13 protein-coding genes and 2 tRNA genes are annotated in these 16,000 nt (G+C 65.4%); 13 read left to right on the forward strand and 2 right to left on the reverse strand.

The features are described 5' to 3' along the window. Position 1 precedes the first annotated feature (1 nt). The 11 genes from hflX to DYQ94_RS03270 all read left to right on the forward strand — a co-directional run bounded on the left by hflX (position 2) and on the right by DYQ94_RS03270 (position 12,779). Entirely contained in the window at positions 2-1,321 is a 1,320-nt protein-coding gene (hflX, locus tag DYQ94_RS03220) for a ribosome rescue GTPase HflX (protein WP_024939578.1), read from the forward strand. Positions 1,322-1,657: 336 nt separating this feature from the next. Further along, a complete protein-coding gene (locus DYQ94_RS03225) occupies positions 1,658-2,152 on the forward strand; it encodes a CinA family protein (RefSeq protein WP_160955169.1) in 495 nt (164 codons plus the stop codon). A 138-nt stretch (positions 2,153-2,290) separates the two neighbouring features. Next, the gene (locus DYQ94_RS03230; RefSeq protein ID WP_126965767.1) at positions 2,291-2,539 is read left to right on the forward strand and encodes a hypothetical protein; all 249 of its coding nucleotides are present in this window, start codon (positions 2,291-2,293) and stop codon (positions 2,537-2,539) included. A 370-nt stretch (positions 2,540-2,909) separates the two neighbouring features. Beyond that, positions 2,910-4,586: a 2-polyprenylphenol 6-hydroxylase gene (gene ubiB, locus DYQ94_RS03235; RefSeq protein WP_054591131.1), complete on the forward strand. Its 1,677-nt coding sequence runs from the start codon at positions 2,910-2,912 to the stop codon at positions 4,584-4,586. 93 nt (positions 4,587-4,679) lie between these two features. Next, on the forward strand, positions 4,680-5,327 hold the full coding sequence (gene lexA / locus DYQ94_RS03240; RefSeq protein WP_104568600.1) for a transcriptional repressor LexA: 648 nt from the start codon (positions 4,680-4,682) through the stop codon (positions 5,325-5,327). A gap of 172 nt (positions 5,328-5,499) precedes the next feature. Beyond that, a complete protein-coding gene (gene recA / locus DYQ94_RS03245) occupies positions 5,500-6,534 on the forward strand; it encodes a recombinase RecA (RefSeq protein WP_016904265.1) in 1,035 nt (344 codons plus the stop codon). Between the two features lie 275 nt (positions 6,535-6,809). After that, the gene (recX, locus tag DYQ94_RS03250; RefSeq protein ID WP_024939583.1) at positions 6,810-7,298 is read left to right on the forward strand and encodes a recombination regulator RecX; all 489 of its coding nucleotides are present in this window, start codon (positions 6,810-6,812) and stop codon (positions 7,296-7,298) included. Positions 7,299-7,399: 101 nt separating this feature from the next. Further along, entirely contained in the window at positions 7,400-10,048 is a 2,649-nt protein-coding gene (gene alaS, locus DYQ94_RS03255; protein ID WP_126965768.1) for an alanine--tRNA ligase, read from the forward strand. Between the two features lie 138 nt (positions 10,049-10,186). Further along, entirely contained in the window at positions 10,187-10,399 is a 213-nt protein-coding gene (csrA, locus tag DYQ94_RS03260) for a carbon storage regulator CsrA (RefSeq protein ID WP_024939585.1), read from the forward strand. An 83-nt stretch (positions 10,400-10,482) separates the two neighbouring features. Further along, a tRNA-Ser gene (locus DYQ94_RS03265) sits at positions 10,483-10,575 on the forward strand. Positions 10,576-10,811: 236 nt separating this feature from the next. Continuing rightward, a complete protein-coding gene (locus DYQ94_RS03270; protein ID WP_184429170.1) occupies positions 10,812-12,779 on the forward strand; it encodes a methyl-accepting chemotaxis protein in 1,968 nt (655 codons plus the stop codon). 177 nt (positions 12,780-12,956) lie between these two features. On the opposite strand, the gene DYQ94_RS03275 is transcribed toward DYQ94_RS03270, so the two are convergent. Then, positions 12,957-13,658, reverse strand: a complete 702-nt coding sequence (locus DYQ94_RS03275; RefSeq protein ID WP_046342365.1) for a pirin family protein — start codon at positions 13,656-13,658, stop codon at positions 12,957-12,959. Positions 13,659-13,792: 134 nt separating this feature from the next. Between DYQ94_RS03275 and DYQ94_RS03280 the strand changes: the two genes are divergently transcribed. Together DYQ94_RS03280 and DYQ94_RS03285 are read left to right on the forward strand one after the other, a co-directional pair. Next, positions 13,793-14,737, forward strand: a complete 945-nt coding sequence (locus DYQ94_RS03280) for a LysR family transcriptional regulator (RefSeq protein ID WP_126965832.1) — start codon at positions 13,793-13,795, stop codon at positions 14,735-14,737. Between the two features lie 44 nt (positions 14,738-14,781). Then, positions 14,782-15,777 carry a DedA family protein/thiosulfate sulfurtransferase GlpE gene (locus tag DYQ94_RS03285; RefSeq protein ID WP_024940830.1) on the forward strand — a complete coding sequence of 332 codons (996 nt, stop codon included), beginning with the start codon at positions 14,782-14,784 and terminating at the stop codon, positions 15,775-15,777. 146 nt (positions 15,778-15,923) lie between these two features. Here the strand turns inward: DYQ94_RS03285 and DYQ94_RS03290 are convergent. Beyond that, positions 15,924-16,000 (reverse strand) — tRNA-Arg (locus tag DYQ94_RS03290).

Raw genomic sequence — 16,000 nt, forward strand, 5'->3', positions numbered from 1 at the left:
CGTGTTTGATCGCTCACGCAAGGGTGAACACGCGTTGTTGATTCAGACCCACTCCGGTGGGCCTGCCGAAGAAGATGTGCTGGAGGAGTTCGCCGACCTTGCCAAGTCGGCGGGCGCCACGGTGGCGGCCACGCTCACTGCGCGCATCGACAAACCGAACCCGTCGACCTTGATCGGCAGCGGCAAGCTGGAAGAGATCAAGGCCGCCGCCGAGGCCACCGGTGCGGATCTGGTGTTGGTCAATCACACCTTGTCGCCCGGCCAGGAGCGCAATCTGGAGCGCTATCTGGAGCGGCGCGTGATCGACCGCACCGGCCTGATCCTGGACATCTTCGCGCAACGGGCACGCAGCCACGAGGGCAAGCTGCAGGTGGAGCTGGCGCAGTTGCGGCATATGGCCACCCGGCTGGTCCGCGGCTGGACCCACCTGGAACGTCAGCGCGGCGGCTCGATCGGCCTGCGCGGCCCTGGCGAAACCCAGCTGGAAACCGACCGTCGCCTGCTGCAGAAGCGGGTGGAGCAGTTGCAGCAGCGGCTGGAAAAGGTCGAGGTGCAGCGCACCCAGATGCGGCGTGCGCGCATGCGCAGCGAACTGCCGCGGATTGCGTTGGTCGGTTACACCAATGCCGGCAAATCCACGCTGTTCAACGCCTTAACCGGTGCGGAGGCCTACGTGGCCGACCAGTTGTTCGCCACGCTCGATCCCACCGTGCGCCGCATCGCGCTGCCCGGTGGCAGTGCGATCCTGGCCGATACGGTCGGCTTCGTGCGTGACCTGCCGCACCAACTGGTCGCCGCATTCCGTTCGACCTTGTCCGAGGCGCGCGACGCCGATCTGCTGTTGCATATCGTCGATGCGGCCGACCCGCTGCGCGAGGAACGCATCCAGCAGGTCGATGAGGTGTTGCATGCGGTGGGTGCGGGCGATCTGCCGCAGCTGCTGGTATTCAACAAGATCGACAAGATCGAAGGCGCGCAGGTGCGTCACGATGCGCAGGACGGCATTCCCGACCAGGCGCGGCGTGAGCGCGTGTGGGTCTCCGCGCGCGACGGACGCGGACTGCAGGAATTGCAGCATGCGCTCGGGCAGCGACTGGACCTGCGCCATGTGACCGGGCAACTGCGGTTGCCGCCGTCGGCCGGCCGTCTGCGCTCGAAGTTGCATCAACTGGAAGTGGTGCGCGGCGAGCAGTCCGACGAGGACGGCTGGTTGCTGGAGGTCGACCTGCCGATGGTCGAGGCCGAGCGCCTGGCTGCCGGCGACGACGGTGCGCCACTGCGGGCGATGCTGCCCGATCGTCGCGAAGACTGGGAGTCGTGAGCGGCGCTGCACGGTCGGCTTGTGCCAGCCGTGCAGATCGCCGTTGTCGGGGCAGGCCGATATCTGCCGGCGGTGTGGCGATCGCGCTGGGTGACGGTGGGTTCTGTTGCTGGGGCGACCGAATGCGTGTCTGCAGCAGTCGTGCAGGCGTGAGAATGTCCGCCAGCCGCCGATATCCTTGCGATCCGGTTACCAGCGCAGCCGATGCCCGTTGCCATCGGCTGCACACGGCCACTGAACCCTGGCCACGTCGTCGCTGGCGCGGATTGGGCGCCAGCGCAGACAGGCGCGGCGAATTCGGCTAAAACGTCGGTTGCTTCTTCATGCGCCGTGCCCATGTCCATGTCCGCCGAATCCGAACTGCAGCAGCTGGCCGAACGCCTCGGTCAGCAGCTGCTTGCCGCGCGCGAGCGCCTGGTCACTGCCGAGAGCTGCACCGGTGGCTGGATCGCCAAGGCAGTCACCGATGTGGCGGGGTCCTCGCACTGGTTCGATTGCGGCATGGCCGCCTACAGCTACGAGGCCAAGCAGGCCTTGCTGGGCGTGCGGCCGCAGACGCTGGAAGTGCATGGTGCGGTCAGCCGCGAAACGGTGATCGAAATGGTGTCGGGCGCGCTGGTCAATTCCGGTGCGAGCATCGCGGTGGCGGTGACCGGCATCGCCGGCCCGGGTGGCGGCAGTGAGGACAAGCCGGTCGGCACGGTATGGATCGGCTGGAAGCGGCGCGGCGGCTATGCCACTGCGCAGTTGTTCCAGTTCGCTGGCGATCGCGATGCAGTGCGGCGTCAGACCGTGGTTGCCGCGCTGCAGGGCTTGAGCGCACTACTCTAATTCCGGCGAATCCGTCGACCGCTACGAGCTCGGCGCCAGGGCCAGCTGGCTAGGTGACAACCGTCTGCTCAATGCCGCGCTGTTCTACCAGGACTTCAGCGACTTTCAGCGCAGTCATTTCCTCGCAACCAGCTTCTGGTGGGTGCCATTCCCAGCGAGGTGTCGCGCGGCATCGATACCGAACTGCTGCGGCAGGGCGTCATCCCCGGCCTGATGCGGAAGGGCGGGCTCAGCTACACGGATGCTGCGTTTGGTCGCGATCCGCTGCTGCCCGGCAGTCGTGATTGTCTGGGCGCGCCGCGCACGTATGGGGTGACCTTGCGCTTACGGGATGAAGGCTCGAAGACCTGGGCACGCCATTGCCAAGCCACCAGGATGCAAGCGTAGGCGCAACCTCGGCTAAGCCGGCAAACGTTCATGACGCGACAGGCTGGTGCAGATCGGCTACAAACAAGGTCCCGTCTTCAACCCGCATGCCGATGCTTCCGCTGTTTGCTCATGCGTTGTTTTTGTCCGTACCGTCTCGATCTGCTGGCGATGTCCCGGTGTTGCCCGATGGCCTGCGCGCATCCGGCAGGCAACCGATGCCGGAGGCGGCCGCTCGGTGCGTCATCGTGTGCGCAAGCGATCATGCCGCCATGGCGGTTGCGCGTGGTCGTGCATGCTCAATGGGTGCGCGCAGCGACGGCACACATGCAGCGATGCACGTTAACGCCATTTGTCCTGTTGCCGCAGCGCGATCGCAGGCGGTGTGCTGATGTGGGAAGCGCTCGGCACCGTTCGGGACCTGGGGCGGCTGCAGGAAATCGCCGCGGTGCTGATCCGTTACGGATTCGGCGATGTGGTGCGGCGCATCGGGCTTGCCGACGTGCTCGAACGTGCCGGCAAGCTGCTGCACTGGCATAACGCCGAGGGCCGCCTGCGCATGTCCGCCGCGACGCGGGTGCGGCGCGCGCTCGAGGAACTCGGGCCAACCTTCGTCAAGCTGGGGCAGGTGCTGGCCACGCGTGTGGACCTGCTGCCGCCGGAGTGGATCGAGGAGCTGAGCGAGCTGCAGAACGCGGTGCCTGCGCTGCCGTTCGAACAGATCCGCCCGCAACTGGTCGCAGCCCTGGGCGCGGAGCCGGAAAGCGTGTTCGCACGCCTGGACGAGCAGCCTCTGGCTGCGGCATCGCTGGCGCAGACGCATCGCGCCTGGCTGGCCGATGGCACGCCGGTGGTATTGAAGATCCGCCGCCCCGGCATTGGCGATGTCATCGATGCGGATCTGCGCCTGTTGGCACGCCTGGCGGAAATCGTGGAAACGCGTGCTCCCGATCTCAAGCGCTATCGCCCCGCCGAGGTGGTGCAGCAGTTCACCGTCTCCCTGCGGCGCGAACTCGATTTCGCCGCCGAGTGCCGCAATGCCGAGCGCATCGCAGCCAATTTCGTCAACGACCCCCAGGTGGTGGTGCCGTCTGTCTATTGGCAGTGGACCTGCGAATCGCTCAACGTGCAGGAATTCATCGACGGCATCCCGGGGCGGGATCTGGTCGCCGTGGATGCGGCCGGCCTGGACCGCAAGGCGCTCGCACGCACCGGCGCCGGGATCGTGTTGAAGATGGTGCTGCAGGATGGCTGCTTTCACGCCGACCCGCATCCGGGCAACATTTTCTATCTGCGCGATGGGCGCATCGCCGTCATCGATTTCGGCATGGTCGGGCGCGTTTCCGAGCAGCGCCGCTTCCAGGTCGCACAACTGCTGCATGGCATGGTCAGCTACGACGCCGAAGCGGTCATCGACGTACTGCTGGAATGGGCCGGTACCAGCCTGGAGATCGATGAGTCGCGGCTGCAGCAGGATATCGGTGCCTTCGTCGACGAGTACCGCGGGGTGCCGCTGAAGGAGCTGCGCATCGGCGCGATGCTGGGAGATGTGACCTCCATCCTGCGCGATCACGGGCTGACCCTGCCGTCGGATCTGGCGCTGATGATCAAGGCGTTCCTCACGCTCGAAGGCATGGGGCGCCAGCTCGATCCGGATTTCGACATGGCCACCGAGGCGCGTCCGTATCTCGAACGGGTGGTGCTGCAGCGTTATGCACCCAGCGCAATGCTGCGGCGCAGCCGTCGCACCGTGACCGGCGCGATCGACCTGATCGGCGATCTGCCGCGCGACCTCAAACGGCTGCTGCAGGCCGCGCGGCGCGGCAAGCTGCAACTGCAGATCGAAACGCGTGCATTGCGCGAGTTCGGCGAGCAGGTCGATCGCGCGGCCAACCGGCTCACCATGGGGATCGTGACTGCCGCGCTGGTGATCGGCTCGTCGATCGTCATGAACAGTGTCGGGGGCAGTGCCAGCCGCTGGCTGCTCGCGTTGGGCGTCGGCGGGTTCATCGGTGCAGCCCTGTGCGGCGTCTGGATCCTGTTCTCCATCTGGCGCAGCCGACGCTAGACGCGGCACGCGTGCCGACTCCGGTGGCTGACCCGTGCGTAGCGTACGACACGGCTATTGCGCAGGCGCCAGTTAGTAGTAATACTACTAACCATGGACCTGACCGATACCCAGCAAGCAATCCTGGCCTTGATCGCCGAGCGCATCGATGCCGACGGCGTACCGCCCTCGCAGACCGAGATCGCGCGCGCCTTCGGCTTCAAGGGTGTGCGCGGCGCGCAATACCATCTGGAGGCATTGGAGCAGGCCGGTGCGATCCGTCGCGTGCCCGGCCAGGCCCGCGGCATCCGTCTGGCCGGGCAGGGCGCCCAGTCGCGCACCCCGCCTGCCGCTGCAAACGAGCTGGTGCGCGACGATGTGCTGCGCCTGCCGGTGCTGGGACGCGTGGCGGCAGGCCTGCCGATCGGCGCGGATATCGGCTCGGACGACTTCGTGGTGCTGGACCGGGTGTTCTTCTCGCCGTCGCCGGACTATCTGCTCAAGGTGCAGGGTGACTCGATGCGCGACGAAGGCATTTTCAACGGCGACCTGATCGGAGTGCACCGCACCCGCGACGCGCGTTCGGGGCAGATCGTGGTGGCGCGCATCGATGAGGAGATCACGGTCAAGCTGTTGAAGATCGGCAAGGACCGCATCCGCCTGTTGCCGCGCAACCCGGACTACGCGCCGATCGAAGTGTTGCCGGATCAGGATTTCGCGATCGAGGGCCTGTACTGCGGGCTGTTGAGGCCGAATCGTTGAGTACTGCGCCTATGGCCTCACTGGCGTTATCCCGAGCCGGTGCCGCAGGATTTCCCGCTGCCATCGCCATGGCCGCCTCCCTAATCTGAGCGTGTCGCAGCCAGTCTCAGCCTGTGCGATACACCGCCGTTACATTAGCCCTACACCGAAATCACTGACAAGGATCACCCAGATGGATGAGAACAAGAAGCGCGCCCTTTCCGCCGCACTGAGCCAGATCGAGAAGCAATTCGGCAAGGGCTCGGTGATGCGCATGGGCGACCGTGTGATCGAGGCCGTCGAAGTCATTCCGACCGGCTCGCTGATGTTGGACATCGCACTGGGGATCGGCGGCCTGCCCAAGGGCCGCGTGGTGGAGATCTATGGTCCGGAATCGTCGGGCAAGACCACCCTGACCCTGCAGGCGATTGCCGAATGCCAGAAGAAGGGAGGCACCGCTGCCTTCATCGACGCCGAGCATGCGCTGGACCCGATCTACGCCGCCAAGCTGGGCGTCAATGTCGACGACCTGCTGCTGTCGCAGCCGGACACCGGCGAACAGGCGCTGGAAATCGCCGACATGCTGGTGCGTTCCGGTTCGGTGGACATCGTGGTGGTCGACTCGGTCGCCGCGCTGACTCCGAAGGCGGAAATCGAAGGCGAAATGGGTGACCAGCTGCCGGGTCTGCAGGCCCGCCTGATGAGCCAGGCGCTGCGCAAGCTGACCGGCAATATCAAGCGTTCCAACACGCTGGTGGTCTTCATCAACCAGCTGCGCCACAAGATCGGCGTGATGATGCCGGGCCAGAGCCCGGAAGTGACCACCGGCGGCAATGCGCTGAAGTTCTACGCATCGGTCCGTCTGGATATCCGTCGTATCGGCGCGATCAAGAAGGGCGACGAAATCATCGGCAACCAGACCAAGATCAAGGTGGTCAAGAACAAGCTGGCGCCCCCGTTCAAGCAGGTCGTGACCGAAATCCTCTACGGTGAAGGCATCAGCCGCGAGGGTGAGCTGATCGACATGGGCGTGGAAGCCAAGCTGGTCGAGAAGGCCGGCGCCTGGTACAGCTACGGCGAAGAACGCATCGGGCAGGGCAAGGACAACGCGCGTGGCTATCTGCGCGACAACCCGCAGGTTGCAGTGCGGCTGGAAGCCGAGCTGCGTGAGAAGTTCCAGCCGGCCGAAGCGCCGCGCGAAGCCGGCGATGACGTCGAGAAGGAATAACAGCAGCCAGGCAGTGCGAGCCCAGCCGTCATCAGGCAGGTGTCTCGGCAGCAGCGCGAACCGGGACGTCCGCGTGGGGCCACCCCGGTTCTGCCTACCGGCCGCGTCCGCCTGATGGCAGAACGGCAGCACTGACGGCTGTGGCAGGTTTTCTATCGCGGGGACGGCGGAGTCAGTGCCGTCGCTTCCCGCGGTAGATCTATTGAAGGCCAGGAGGGCAGGCGCCACGGACGGCGCATTGATGCTGTGTGGTTTTGGTACTCGGGACACCCACGATGGACGAGCAACAGCCCGCGCCAAAGCGGGGACGCCGGTTCAAGGAGCAGACGCCGGTACAACGCGCACTGGGATTGCTGGTGCGGCGTGAGCATTCGCGCAAGGAATTGAATCGCAAGCTGCTGGCACGCGGTATCGAGCCGGACGCTGCACAGGCGGCCGTGGAGCGCCTGGCTGAGGAGGGGTGGCAGGACGACACCCGTTTTGCGGCCTCGGTCGTACGCAATCGTGCAGGTTCGGGCTACGGTCCACTGCATATCCGCGCCGAGCTCGGAACTCACGGCCTGGACAGCGATGCCATCAGCGCCGCAATGGCGACGTTTGAGGGCGACTGGACCGAAAACGCGCGCGACCTGATCCGCCGTCGCTTCGGCGAGGAAGGGCCTACCGATCTCCCGCAGCGGCGCAAGGCCGCCGATCTGCTGGCACGGCGTGGTTTCGATGGCAACAGCATTCGCAGCGCCACGCGCTTCGACCTTGAGGACTGAGGGCGTCAGGCCTGCTACCCTTCGTGGTTTCAGGTTGTTCCGCTCATCTGCGCCCACATCTCATTGGGTGACCGGGACTGCCGCCCGCCCAATGCCAGCACATGAACGCATCCGCCAAATTCAGCACTTCCCAGATCCGTAGTGACTTCCTCGCGTTCTTCGAGGGGAAGGGCCACACCATCGTGCCATCCGCGCCGCTGGTGCCGGGCAACGACCCGACCTTGCTGTTCACCAACTCCGGCATGGTCCAGTTCAAGGACGTCTTCCTCGGCGCGGAGAAGCGCAGCTACGTGCGCGCGGCCGACGTACAGCGCTGCCTGCGTGCCGGCGGCAAGCACAACGATCTGGATTCGGTGGGCTACACCGCGCGCCATCACACCTTCTTCGAGATGCTGGGCAACTGGTCGTTCGGCGATTACTTCAAGAAGGATGCCATCAGCTGGGCCTGGGAGCTGCTGACCCAGGTCTGGAAGCTGCCGGCGGAGCGGTTGCTGGTCACCGTCTATCACACCGACGAAGAAGCCTTCGCGCTGTGGCGCGACATGATCGGCATTCCGGAAAGCCGCATCGTGCGCATCGGCGACAACAAGGGTGCGCCGTACGCGTCGGACAACTTCTGGCAGATGGCCGATACCGGCCCGTGCGGCCCCTGCACCGAGATCTTCTTCGATCATGGCGACCACATCGCCGGTGGCCCCCCGGGCTCCCCGGACGAGGATGGCGACCGCTTCATCGAGATCTGGAACCTGGTGTTCATGCAGTTCGATCGCCAGCCCGACGGCACCCTGGTGCCGCTGCCGGCGCCGTGCGTGGACACCGGCATGGGCCTGGAGCGCCTGGCCGCGATCCTGCAGCACGTGCATACCAACTACGAGATCGATCTGTTCCAGGCCTTGATCGGCAAGGCCAGCGCGCTGACCGGCGTCACCGATCTGGAGAACAAGTCGCTGCGGGTGATCGCCGACCACATCCGCGCCTGTTCGTTCCTGATCGTCGACGGTGTGCTGCCGTCCAACGAAGGCCGCGGCTATGTGCTGCGCCGGATCATCCGGCGTGCGCTGCGCCACGGCTGGATGCTGGGGGTACGCCAGCCGTTCTTCAGCAAAATGGTGCCGACCCTGGTCGAGCTGATGGGCGAGGCCTATCCCGAACTGGTGGTCGCGCGGGAGACCGTCGCGCGCGCACTGCTGGCCGAAGAAGAGCGCTTTGCCGAGACGCTGGACGCCGGCATGAAGATCTTCGACGACGTTGCTGCGCGCTCGCAGGAAGTGATTCCCGGCGCCGATGCGTTCCGCCTTTTCGATACCTACGGGTTCCCGGTCGATCTGACCTCCGACATCGCACGCGAGCGCGGCTTGCGCGTGGACATGGAGGGCTTCGAGTTCGCCATGGAGCGTCAGCGCGAGACCGCGCGTGCCGCCGGCAAGTTCGGTGGCGGCGTCGCATTGCCGGCCGATCTGGTCGCCACCATGTCGCCGACGGTGTTTCTGGGCTACGAAGCCTATGACGCCGATGCGCTCAAGGTCGTGGCGTTGCTCAAGCAGGGCCGTCCAGTTGAACGCGCGGAAGCCGGCGACGAGGTCATCGTGTTCACCGACCGCACGCCGTTCTATGCCGAGTCCGGTGGTCAAGTCGGCGATAGCGGCCAGCTGAGCGGTAGCGATGTCTCCATCGAGATCACCGACACCCAGAAATTTGCTGGCCAGTTCCATGGCCATGTCGGGCGCATCACCGAAGGTTCGCTGGCATTGGGCGATGTGCTGGCAGGCGGCATCGACGTGCAGCGTCGCGGCAAGACCATCCTCAACCACTCGGCCACGCATCTGCTGCATGCGGCCCTGCGCGAGGTGCTGGGCACCCACGTACAGCAGAAGGGCTCGCTGGTTGCACCGGACCGCTTGCGGTTCGACTTCTCGCACTTCCAGCCGATCACACCCGAAGAGCTCGCCGTGATCGAACGCAAGGTCAACGCCGAAGTGCGCACCAACCACAGCGTGGAAGTGCACAACATGGCCATGCAGGAGGCGCTGGATTTCGGCGCGATGGCGCTGTTCGGCGAAAAGTACGGCGAGAACGTGCGCGTGCTGAAGATGGGCGGTTATTCCACCGAGCTCTGCGGCGGCACCCATGTCACCCGCACCGGCGACATCGGTTTGTTCAAGATTACCTCCGAGGGCGGTGTGTCCTCGGGCGTGCGTCGCATCGAGGCGATGACCGGGCAGGGCGCGCTGGACCATGTCGCCGATGAAGAGCGACGTCTGCTCGAGGCAGCCAGCTTGCTCGGCGGCAATGCGACCGAGGTGGTCGACAAGGTTCGCGCGCTCACCGAACGTCAGAAGCGGCTCGAGCGTGAGCTGGAGTCGCTCAAGGCCAAGCTGGCCTCCGGCGCAACTGCAGACCTGGGTTCCAGCGCGGTCGATGTGGCAGGCGTCAAGGTGGTCGCCGTGCGTCTGGAGGGCTTCGATGCCAAGGCGTTGCGCGATGCGATGGATCGCCTCAAGCAGCAGTTGGGCGATTCGGTCATCGTGTTGGCAGGCGCGGCTGCCGGCAAGGTTGCGCTCGTTGCCGGCGTGAACGGCAGCCCAACTGGCAAGGTGAAGGCGGGGGAACTCCTCGGGCATATCGCCAGTCAGATCGGAGGCAAGGGCGGTGGTCGTCCGGATCTCGCCCAGGGTGGTGGCGAGGATGGTCCCGCCCTTGCGACCGCGCTGGAAGGCGTGCCCTCCTGGGTCAAGCAACACTTGGGCTGAACACTTGTCCTGGTATGCCTTGCTGCTTGGCAGGGTGTCCCGCTACCATTTCCGGTCTATTCCCTTTACCTAGGGCGCGCCTCGTCAGTCGGCCGCCGATGCTGGTGGGAAACCCACCGGTTCCAGGAGATTTGCAAAATGTTGATCCTCACTCGCCGGGTAGGCGAAACCTTGATGATCGGCGACTCGGTCACTGTGACCGTACTCGGCGTCAAGGGTAATCAGGTGCGTATCGGCATCACCGCACCGAAAGATGTTGCTGTACACCGCGAGGAAATCTATCAGCGGATCCAGCGTGGGGATGAGCCGGTCGCTTCCGGTGCGCATCAAGGCGACGATTCTTCGAATTGATCGTCATAAAGGGTTTACGTTAGCCCCTCTTACCCGGTATTCTTCGCGGCCTGCAACGGACACCGCGGCAGGACGCAAAAACTGGAGCGATGCCCGAGCGGCTGAAGGGGCTCCCCTGCTAAGGGAGTATAGGGTCAAAAGCTCTATCGAGGGTTCGAATCCCTCTCGCTCCGCCAGTGTTTCAGACGCCCGCAAATCCCTGATTTGCGGGCGTTTTCATTTGTGCCGGCAGGTCAGTGACGGTCTGCAGTGGCATTGCTCGCGCCACGCTGGTGGCTGTGCCGGCCGCAGCATCTGAATTGCCACGAACGTGTTGCAGGCGGCGATTCAAGTAAGCCGGGCACGGGTCGCTAAGGCTGTGACACCTCTCTCGGATCTCACCCCGATGCGCCTACCGCCTCTGCTTGGACGCCTGTTTTCTTCCCGGAGCCGTGGGCTGCAGCACAAGGCCGATGCGGTGGACCGGGTGATGGCGGTGATCGAGTTCGATCTTGATGGCCGCATCCTGCATGCGAACCAGAATTTCCTGTCGCTGATGGGCTACCGGCTCGACGAAGTCGTCGGTCAGCATCACCGCATGTTCGTGACCCCCAGCGACCGCGACAGCGAAAGCTATCAGCAGTTCTGGCAGGCGCTGCGTCGTGGCGACTTCAACGCCGGGCGATTCTGCCGGCTGGACAAGAACGGGCGCGAGGTATGGATCAACGCTTCCTACAATCCGTTGCTGGATCGTGCAGGCAAGGCCTATCGGGTGGTCAAGTACGCCACCGACATCACCACGCAGGTCCGCCAGACCGCCGACTTCGAAGGCCGCATCGATGCGATCGACAAGGTCATGGCGGTCATTGAGTTTTCGCTGGATGGCACAGTGCTCGATGCCAACGAGAATTTCCTTGCGGTGATGGGCTACAGGCTCGATGAGATTCGCGGCAAGCACCATGGCATGTTCGTGGACGCGCAAACGCGCCAGTCGGCGGCCTATCGCGCGTTCTGGGAGAAGCTGGGACGCGGCGCGTTCGACGCGGGGCGCTACAAGCGCCTCAACAAGGACGGCAGCGAGGTGTGGATCCAGGCGTCCTATAACCCGGTGCTCGACGAGCACGGGCGGCCGTACAAGGTGGTCAAGTACGCCACCGACGTGACCCGTCAGGTGATCGATTCGGCCGACGCCGATGGTCGCATCCAGGCCATCGACAAGGTGATGGGCGTGATCGAGTTCGATCTGGAAGGGCACGTGTTGAGTGCCAACGACAACTTCCTGGCCATTTTGGGGTACTCGGCCGAGGAGGCGATCGGCCAGCATCACCGCATCTTCGTGGACGCAAACTACGGTGCCTCCGAAGACTATCGGCATTTCTGGGCGAAGCTGGCGCGTGGGCAATTCGATGCGGGCCGCTACCGTCGGCTGCGCAAGGACGGCAGTCCGGTGTGGATCCAGGCGTCCTATAACCCGATCCTGGATGTGTCCGGTCGTCCGTACAAGGTGGTCAAGTACGCCACCGATGTCACCGATCAGGTGCGCTCGGCCGAGCGCATGCGTCAGTTGATGCAGCAGACCATGAGCATTGCGCAGAACGTGCAGCGCGAGGCGCACCATATTTCGGTCAGCAACCAGGACCTGGTGAGCCGCTCGTCAACGCAGTCGGCAGCCGTGGCGCAGACCTCGACCACCATTGACCAGCTGGCAGAGACCGTACGCAGCAATTCCGACAGTGCCGGCTCGGCGCAGCGCATGGCCGAGGCATCGGCCGATGTTGCCCGACGCGGCGCTACCGTCATCGCCGACATGGTCAAGACCACGGCCGGCATACGCTCGGCTACCGATCGTATCGGCCAGATCATTGAGGTGATCGACGGCATCGCGTTCCAGACCAATATCCTGGCCTTGAATGCGGCCGTGGAAGCGGCACACGCTGGCGAGCAGGGGCGTGGATTTGCCGTGGTGGCGACCGAGGTGCGCAGCCTGGCGCAGCGCTGCAGTGTCTCGGCGAAGGAAATTCGCGGCTTGATCGACAATGCAGCCGACCAAGTGGGCGATGGTTCGCGCCTGGCCGAGCAGGCCGGGGCGGTGATGCAGGACATGGTCAGCTCGGTGCTGCGGGTCACCGCGACCGTGGAGCAGATTGCCGCTGCCAGTCAGGAGCAGGCGCGGGACATTTCCACCGCCAACACCGCGCTGCAATCGATCGGTGTGCAGGCGCGCGACCAGGCGCAGATGGTCGACGATCTGGCGCGCTCGGCGCGTGTGCTGGAAGCCGATGCCGACGCGCTGTTTGCGCTAGTCAATGGCGACAGCGATGGCGCGGTGGAGGCGGCTGCCGTGCGCAGCGAACCCGCGAGCAAGTCGCTTGTCAGGCCTGCCAAGCCGCAGGCGGCATGATCCCGCGCAGAGTGCTGCGCGGGATTGTCGATGCGCGGCGTCGTTGCAGCTGCCCTGCAAGCAGAGGTGCCTGAGCACAAAAAAGCCCGCCGGAAGCGGGCTTTTTGATATCGGCCGATCCCCAGTGCGCGGCGTGCCGCCTGGTCTGCGGCACGCCGTGCGCTGAGCTGGTGGCGCTTACCTCGGCAGATCGAACACCAGCACTTCCGCATCGCGTGCATCGGCCAGCACGATCTCCGGCTCGTCGGTGATCTGCAACGCATCGCCGGCCGACAGCGCCTGGCCATTGACGCTCAGGCTGCCGCGCGCCACCTGGACGTAGCCGATGCGGCCCTCGGCCAGTGGCTGCTGCAGACGCACCTCGCCATCGAGGATCGAGGCATACAGGCGCGCGTCCTGATGCAGGCGCAGCGAGCCGTGCTCGCCGCCGGGCGAGGCGATCAGGCGCAGTTGGTTGCGCTTGCTGTCGGCATCGAAATGCTTCTCCTCGTAGCTGGGCTCGATGCCGCTGCGCTCGGGCATCACCCAGATCTGCAGGAAGTGCACCGGTTCGCTGGCGGAGTGATTGAACTCGCTGTGGGTGACGCCGCTGCCGGCGCTCATGCGCTGCACGTCGCCGTAGTGCAGGACCGAGCCGGTGCCCATGCTGTCCTTGTGCTCCAGTGCGCCACCCAGCACGTAGGAAATGATCTCCATGTCGCGGTGGGCATGGGTGCCGAAGCCTTCGCCCGGGGTCACCTTGTCTTCGTTGATCACCCGCAGCGGGCCGATGCCCATGTGGCGCGGGTCGTGGTAACTGGCGAAGGAGAAGGTATGGCGCGAGGACAGCCAGCCATGTTCGGCGCGGCCACGGGTTTCGCTCTTGCGGACATTCAACATGCTGCTTCTCCTTGAAAGGGTTGGTGTCGCCAGGGAGTGACTCGGTGTCCCGGCGGCTTGGTGGCTAGTCTCTACCTCCGCGCCGGCGCCAAAAAGCGAGTAGATTTGGTCGCTACCATCGAAAAAATCGAACAATGAAGATCAGCCTGGAAGCACTGCAGATTCTGGATGCGATCGACCGCCGCGGCTCGTTCGCGGCCGCGGCCAAGGTGTTGTTCAAGGTGCCGTCGACGATTTCCTACACGGTCTCCAAGCTGGAGGACGATCTGGGTGTGCAGCTGTTCGAGCGGGTCGGCCCCAAGGCGACACCGACCCAGGCCGGGCGCGAACTGCTGCGCGAGGGGCGGCAGCTGCTGCGGGCCGCGCAGGAGCTGGAGGTGCGGGTCCGGCGGGTGGCGTCGGGCTGGGAGTCGGACTTTGCGATCGGTCTGGATGCGATCCTGCCGGTGGCCTTGCTGCAGACGCAGATCCTGGACTTCTACACGGTGGCCGACAGCACCCGCCTGCGCGTGGTGAGCGAATCCTTGTCCGGCAGTTGGGAGGCGCTGCTGGATCGGCGCGTGGACCTGATCGTGGCGGCGGGCGAGGGGCCGAGCGGTGGTGGCTATGTGGCCGAGGCGATCGGCACGCTGGGCTTCGTGTTCGCGGTGGCCTCCACGCATCCGCTGGCGGGCGCCGGCCTGCTGGGCGCGGCCGAGCTGGCCGAACACCGTGCGATCGCGGTGGCGGATTCGGCGCGGCGTCTGCTGCCACGCACGGTGGGCCTACTCTCCGCGCGCGATGTGCTCACCGTGCCGGACATGCAGGCCAAGCTGCAGTTGCAGCTGGCCGGTGCCGGCTACGGTTTTCTGCCCGAGCCGTATGCGCGCGGCGCGCTACAGGACGGGCGGCTGTGTGCGCTGCAGGTGGAGCCCCGTAAACCCGATGAAACCTTCTACCTGGCGTGGCGGCCGGGCGAGGAGGGCGAGGCACTGGGTTGGTGGCGGCGCGCACTGCGCCGCGATGGACTGTTCGATGGCTGGTTGCAGTCGCTTGCCGAAACGTATCGTTCCGTCGCCGGCGGGCAGCCGCGCGTGTGAGGAAGGGCGGATAATGGGCCCTCGCCGTCGCGCAGGGTCGCCGCATGCAAGGCTTGATCGAACAGTACGGATTGGCGCTGGTCTTTGCCAACGTGCTGGCGTTGTCGCTGGGCCTGCCGGTGCCGGCGCTGCCGACCCTGGTGCTGGTTGGTGCCGGCTACGCGCTGCAGGGCGGGAGCGACGCCTGGCTGGCCGGATTGCTGGCGTTGGCTGTGTCGGTGCTGGCAAGTCTGCTCGGTGACCTGGCCTGGTATCTGGCAGGCCGCCGTTTCGGCAACCGCACCCTGCAGTCGCTGTGCCGGCTGTCGCTGTCGCGCGATACCTGCATGAAGAAGACCGAGCGGTTCTTCTCGCGCTGGGGTGTGCGGGTATTGGCGGTGGCCAAGTTCGTGCCCGGTCTGTCGATGGTCTCGGTGCCGATGGCCGGTGCGATGCGGGTGCGCCCGGCGGCATTCCTGCGCTACGACGCCCTGGGTGCGTCGCTGTGGGCGTTCGTCGGGCTGAGCCTGGGCGCGCTGTTCGCGCATCAGGTCCAGGACGTGCTCGCGTTGCTGTCGGATCTGGGCTCCGGTGCGGTGGTGGTGCTGGCCGTGTTGCTGGCCTGCTACGTCGGCTGGCGTTGGTGGCGGCGGCATGCCTTGCTGCGCTCGCTGGAGCACGCGCGTATTGCGGTGGACGAACTGGTGCCGTTGCTGGATGGCGACGAAGCGCTACGGCCGACGGTATTGGATATCCGTGCGCCGGGCCATCGCGATCTGCAGCCGTACACGATTCCCGGCGCGGTGTTTGCCGACGAGCGTCAGCTTGCGCAGATCCTGGCCAGCGTGCCGCGCGATCGCAGTGTGGTGATTTATTGCGCGTGTCCGGACGAGGTGTCGGCGGCGTGGTTGGCCGGTCGGATGCGCGAGCGCGGATATGGCGACGTGCGGCCGTTGCTGGGTGGGCTGGATGCATGGCGCGACGCCGGGCATCCGGTGACCTCGTTGCTGCCGGTGGCGGTGGTTGCCCGTACCGATGATGTGCTGGGCGCGATGGCCTGACCGCAGTGACGCGATGTCCTGTGACGGGCGTGCTGGTCTTTGGCAGTTGCTGCGTCGCGTTCGCTGCGTGGTAACAGCGCGGCCACGCCATGCGCTCGAACGACAGGCAAAAAAAAGACCAGCAAGCTGGTCGTTTTCTTCAAGATTGGTGCGCCCGGAGAGATTCGAACTCCCGACCGCCTGGTTCGTAGCCAGGTACTCTATCCAACTGAGCTACGGGCGC

It is taken from the genome of Xanthomonas sp. LMG 8993 (genome assembly GCF_009835065.2).
Classification (GTDB): domain Bacteria; phylum Pseudomonadota; class Gammaproteobacteria; order Xanthomonadales; family Xanthomonadaceae; genus Xanthomonas; species Xanthomonas arboricola.

Excerpts from the sequence above, each read along its gene's own strand:
- DYQ94_RS03225 (WP_160955169.1), top strand. The coding sequence starts at position 1,658 with ATGTCCATGTCCGCCGAATCCGAACTGCAGCAGCTGGCCGAACGCCTC.
- DYQ94_RS03275 (WP_046342365.1), bottom strand. The coding sequence starts at position 13,658 with ATGTTGAATGTCCGCAAGAGCGAAACCCGTGGCCGCGCCGAACATGGC.
- recA (WP_016904265.1), top strand. The coding sequence starts at position 5,500 with ATGGATGAGAACAAGAAGCGCGCCCTTTCCGCCGCACTGAGCCAGATC.
- DYQ94_RS03280 (WP_126965832.1), top strand. The coding sequence starts at position 13,793 with ATGAAGATCAGCCTGGAAGCACTGCAGATTCTGGATGCGATCGACCGC.
- lexA (WP_104568600.1), top strand. The coding sequence starts at position 4,680 with ATGGACCTGACCGATACCCAGCAAGCAATCCTGGCCTTGATCGCCGAG.
- alaS (WP_126965768.1), top strand. The coding sequence starts at position 7,400 with ATGAACGCATCCGCCAAATTCAGCACTTCCCAGATCCGTAGTGACTTC.
- csrA (WP_024939585.1), top strand. The coding sequence starts at position 10,187 with ATGTTGATCCTCACTCGCCGGGTAGGCGAAACCTTGATGATCGGCGAC.
- DYQ94_RS03285 (WP_024940830.1), top strand. The coding sequence starts at position 14,782 with ATGCAAGGCTTGATCGAACAGTACGGATTGGCGCTGGTCTTTGCCAAC.
- recX (WP_024939583.1), top strand. The coding sequence starts at position 6,810 with ATGGACGAGCAACAGCCCGCGCCAAAGCGGGGACGCCGGTTCAAGGAG.
- ubiB (WP_054591131.1), top strand. The coding sequence starts at position 2,910 with ATGTGGGAAGCGCTCGGCACCGTTCGGGACCTGGGGCGGCTGCAGGAA.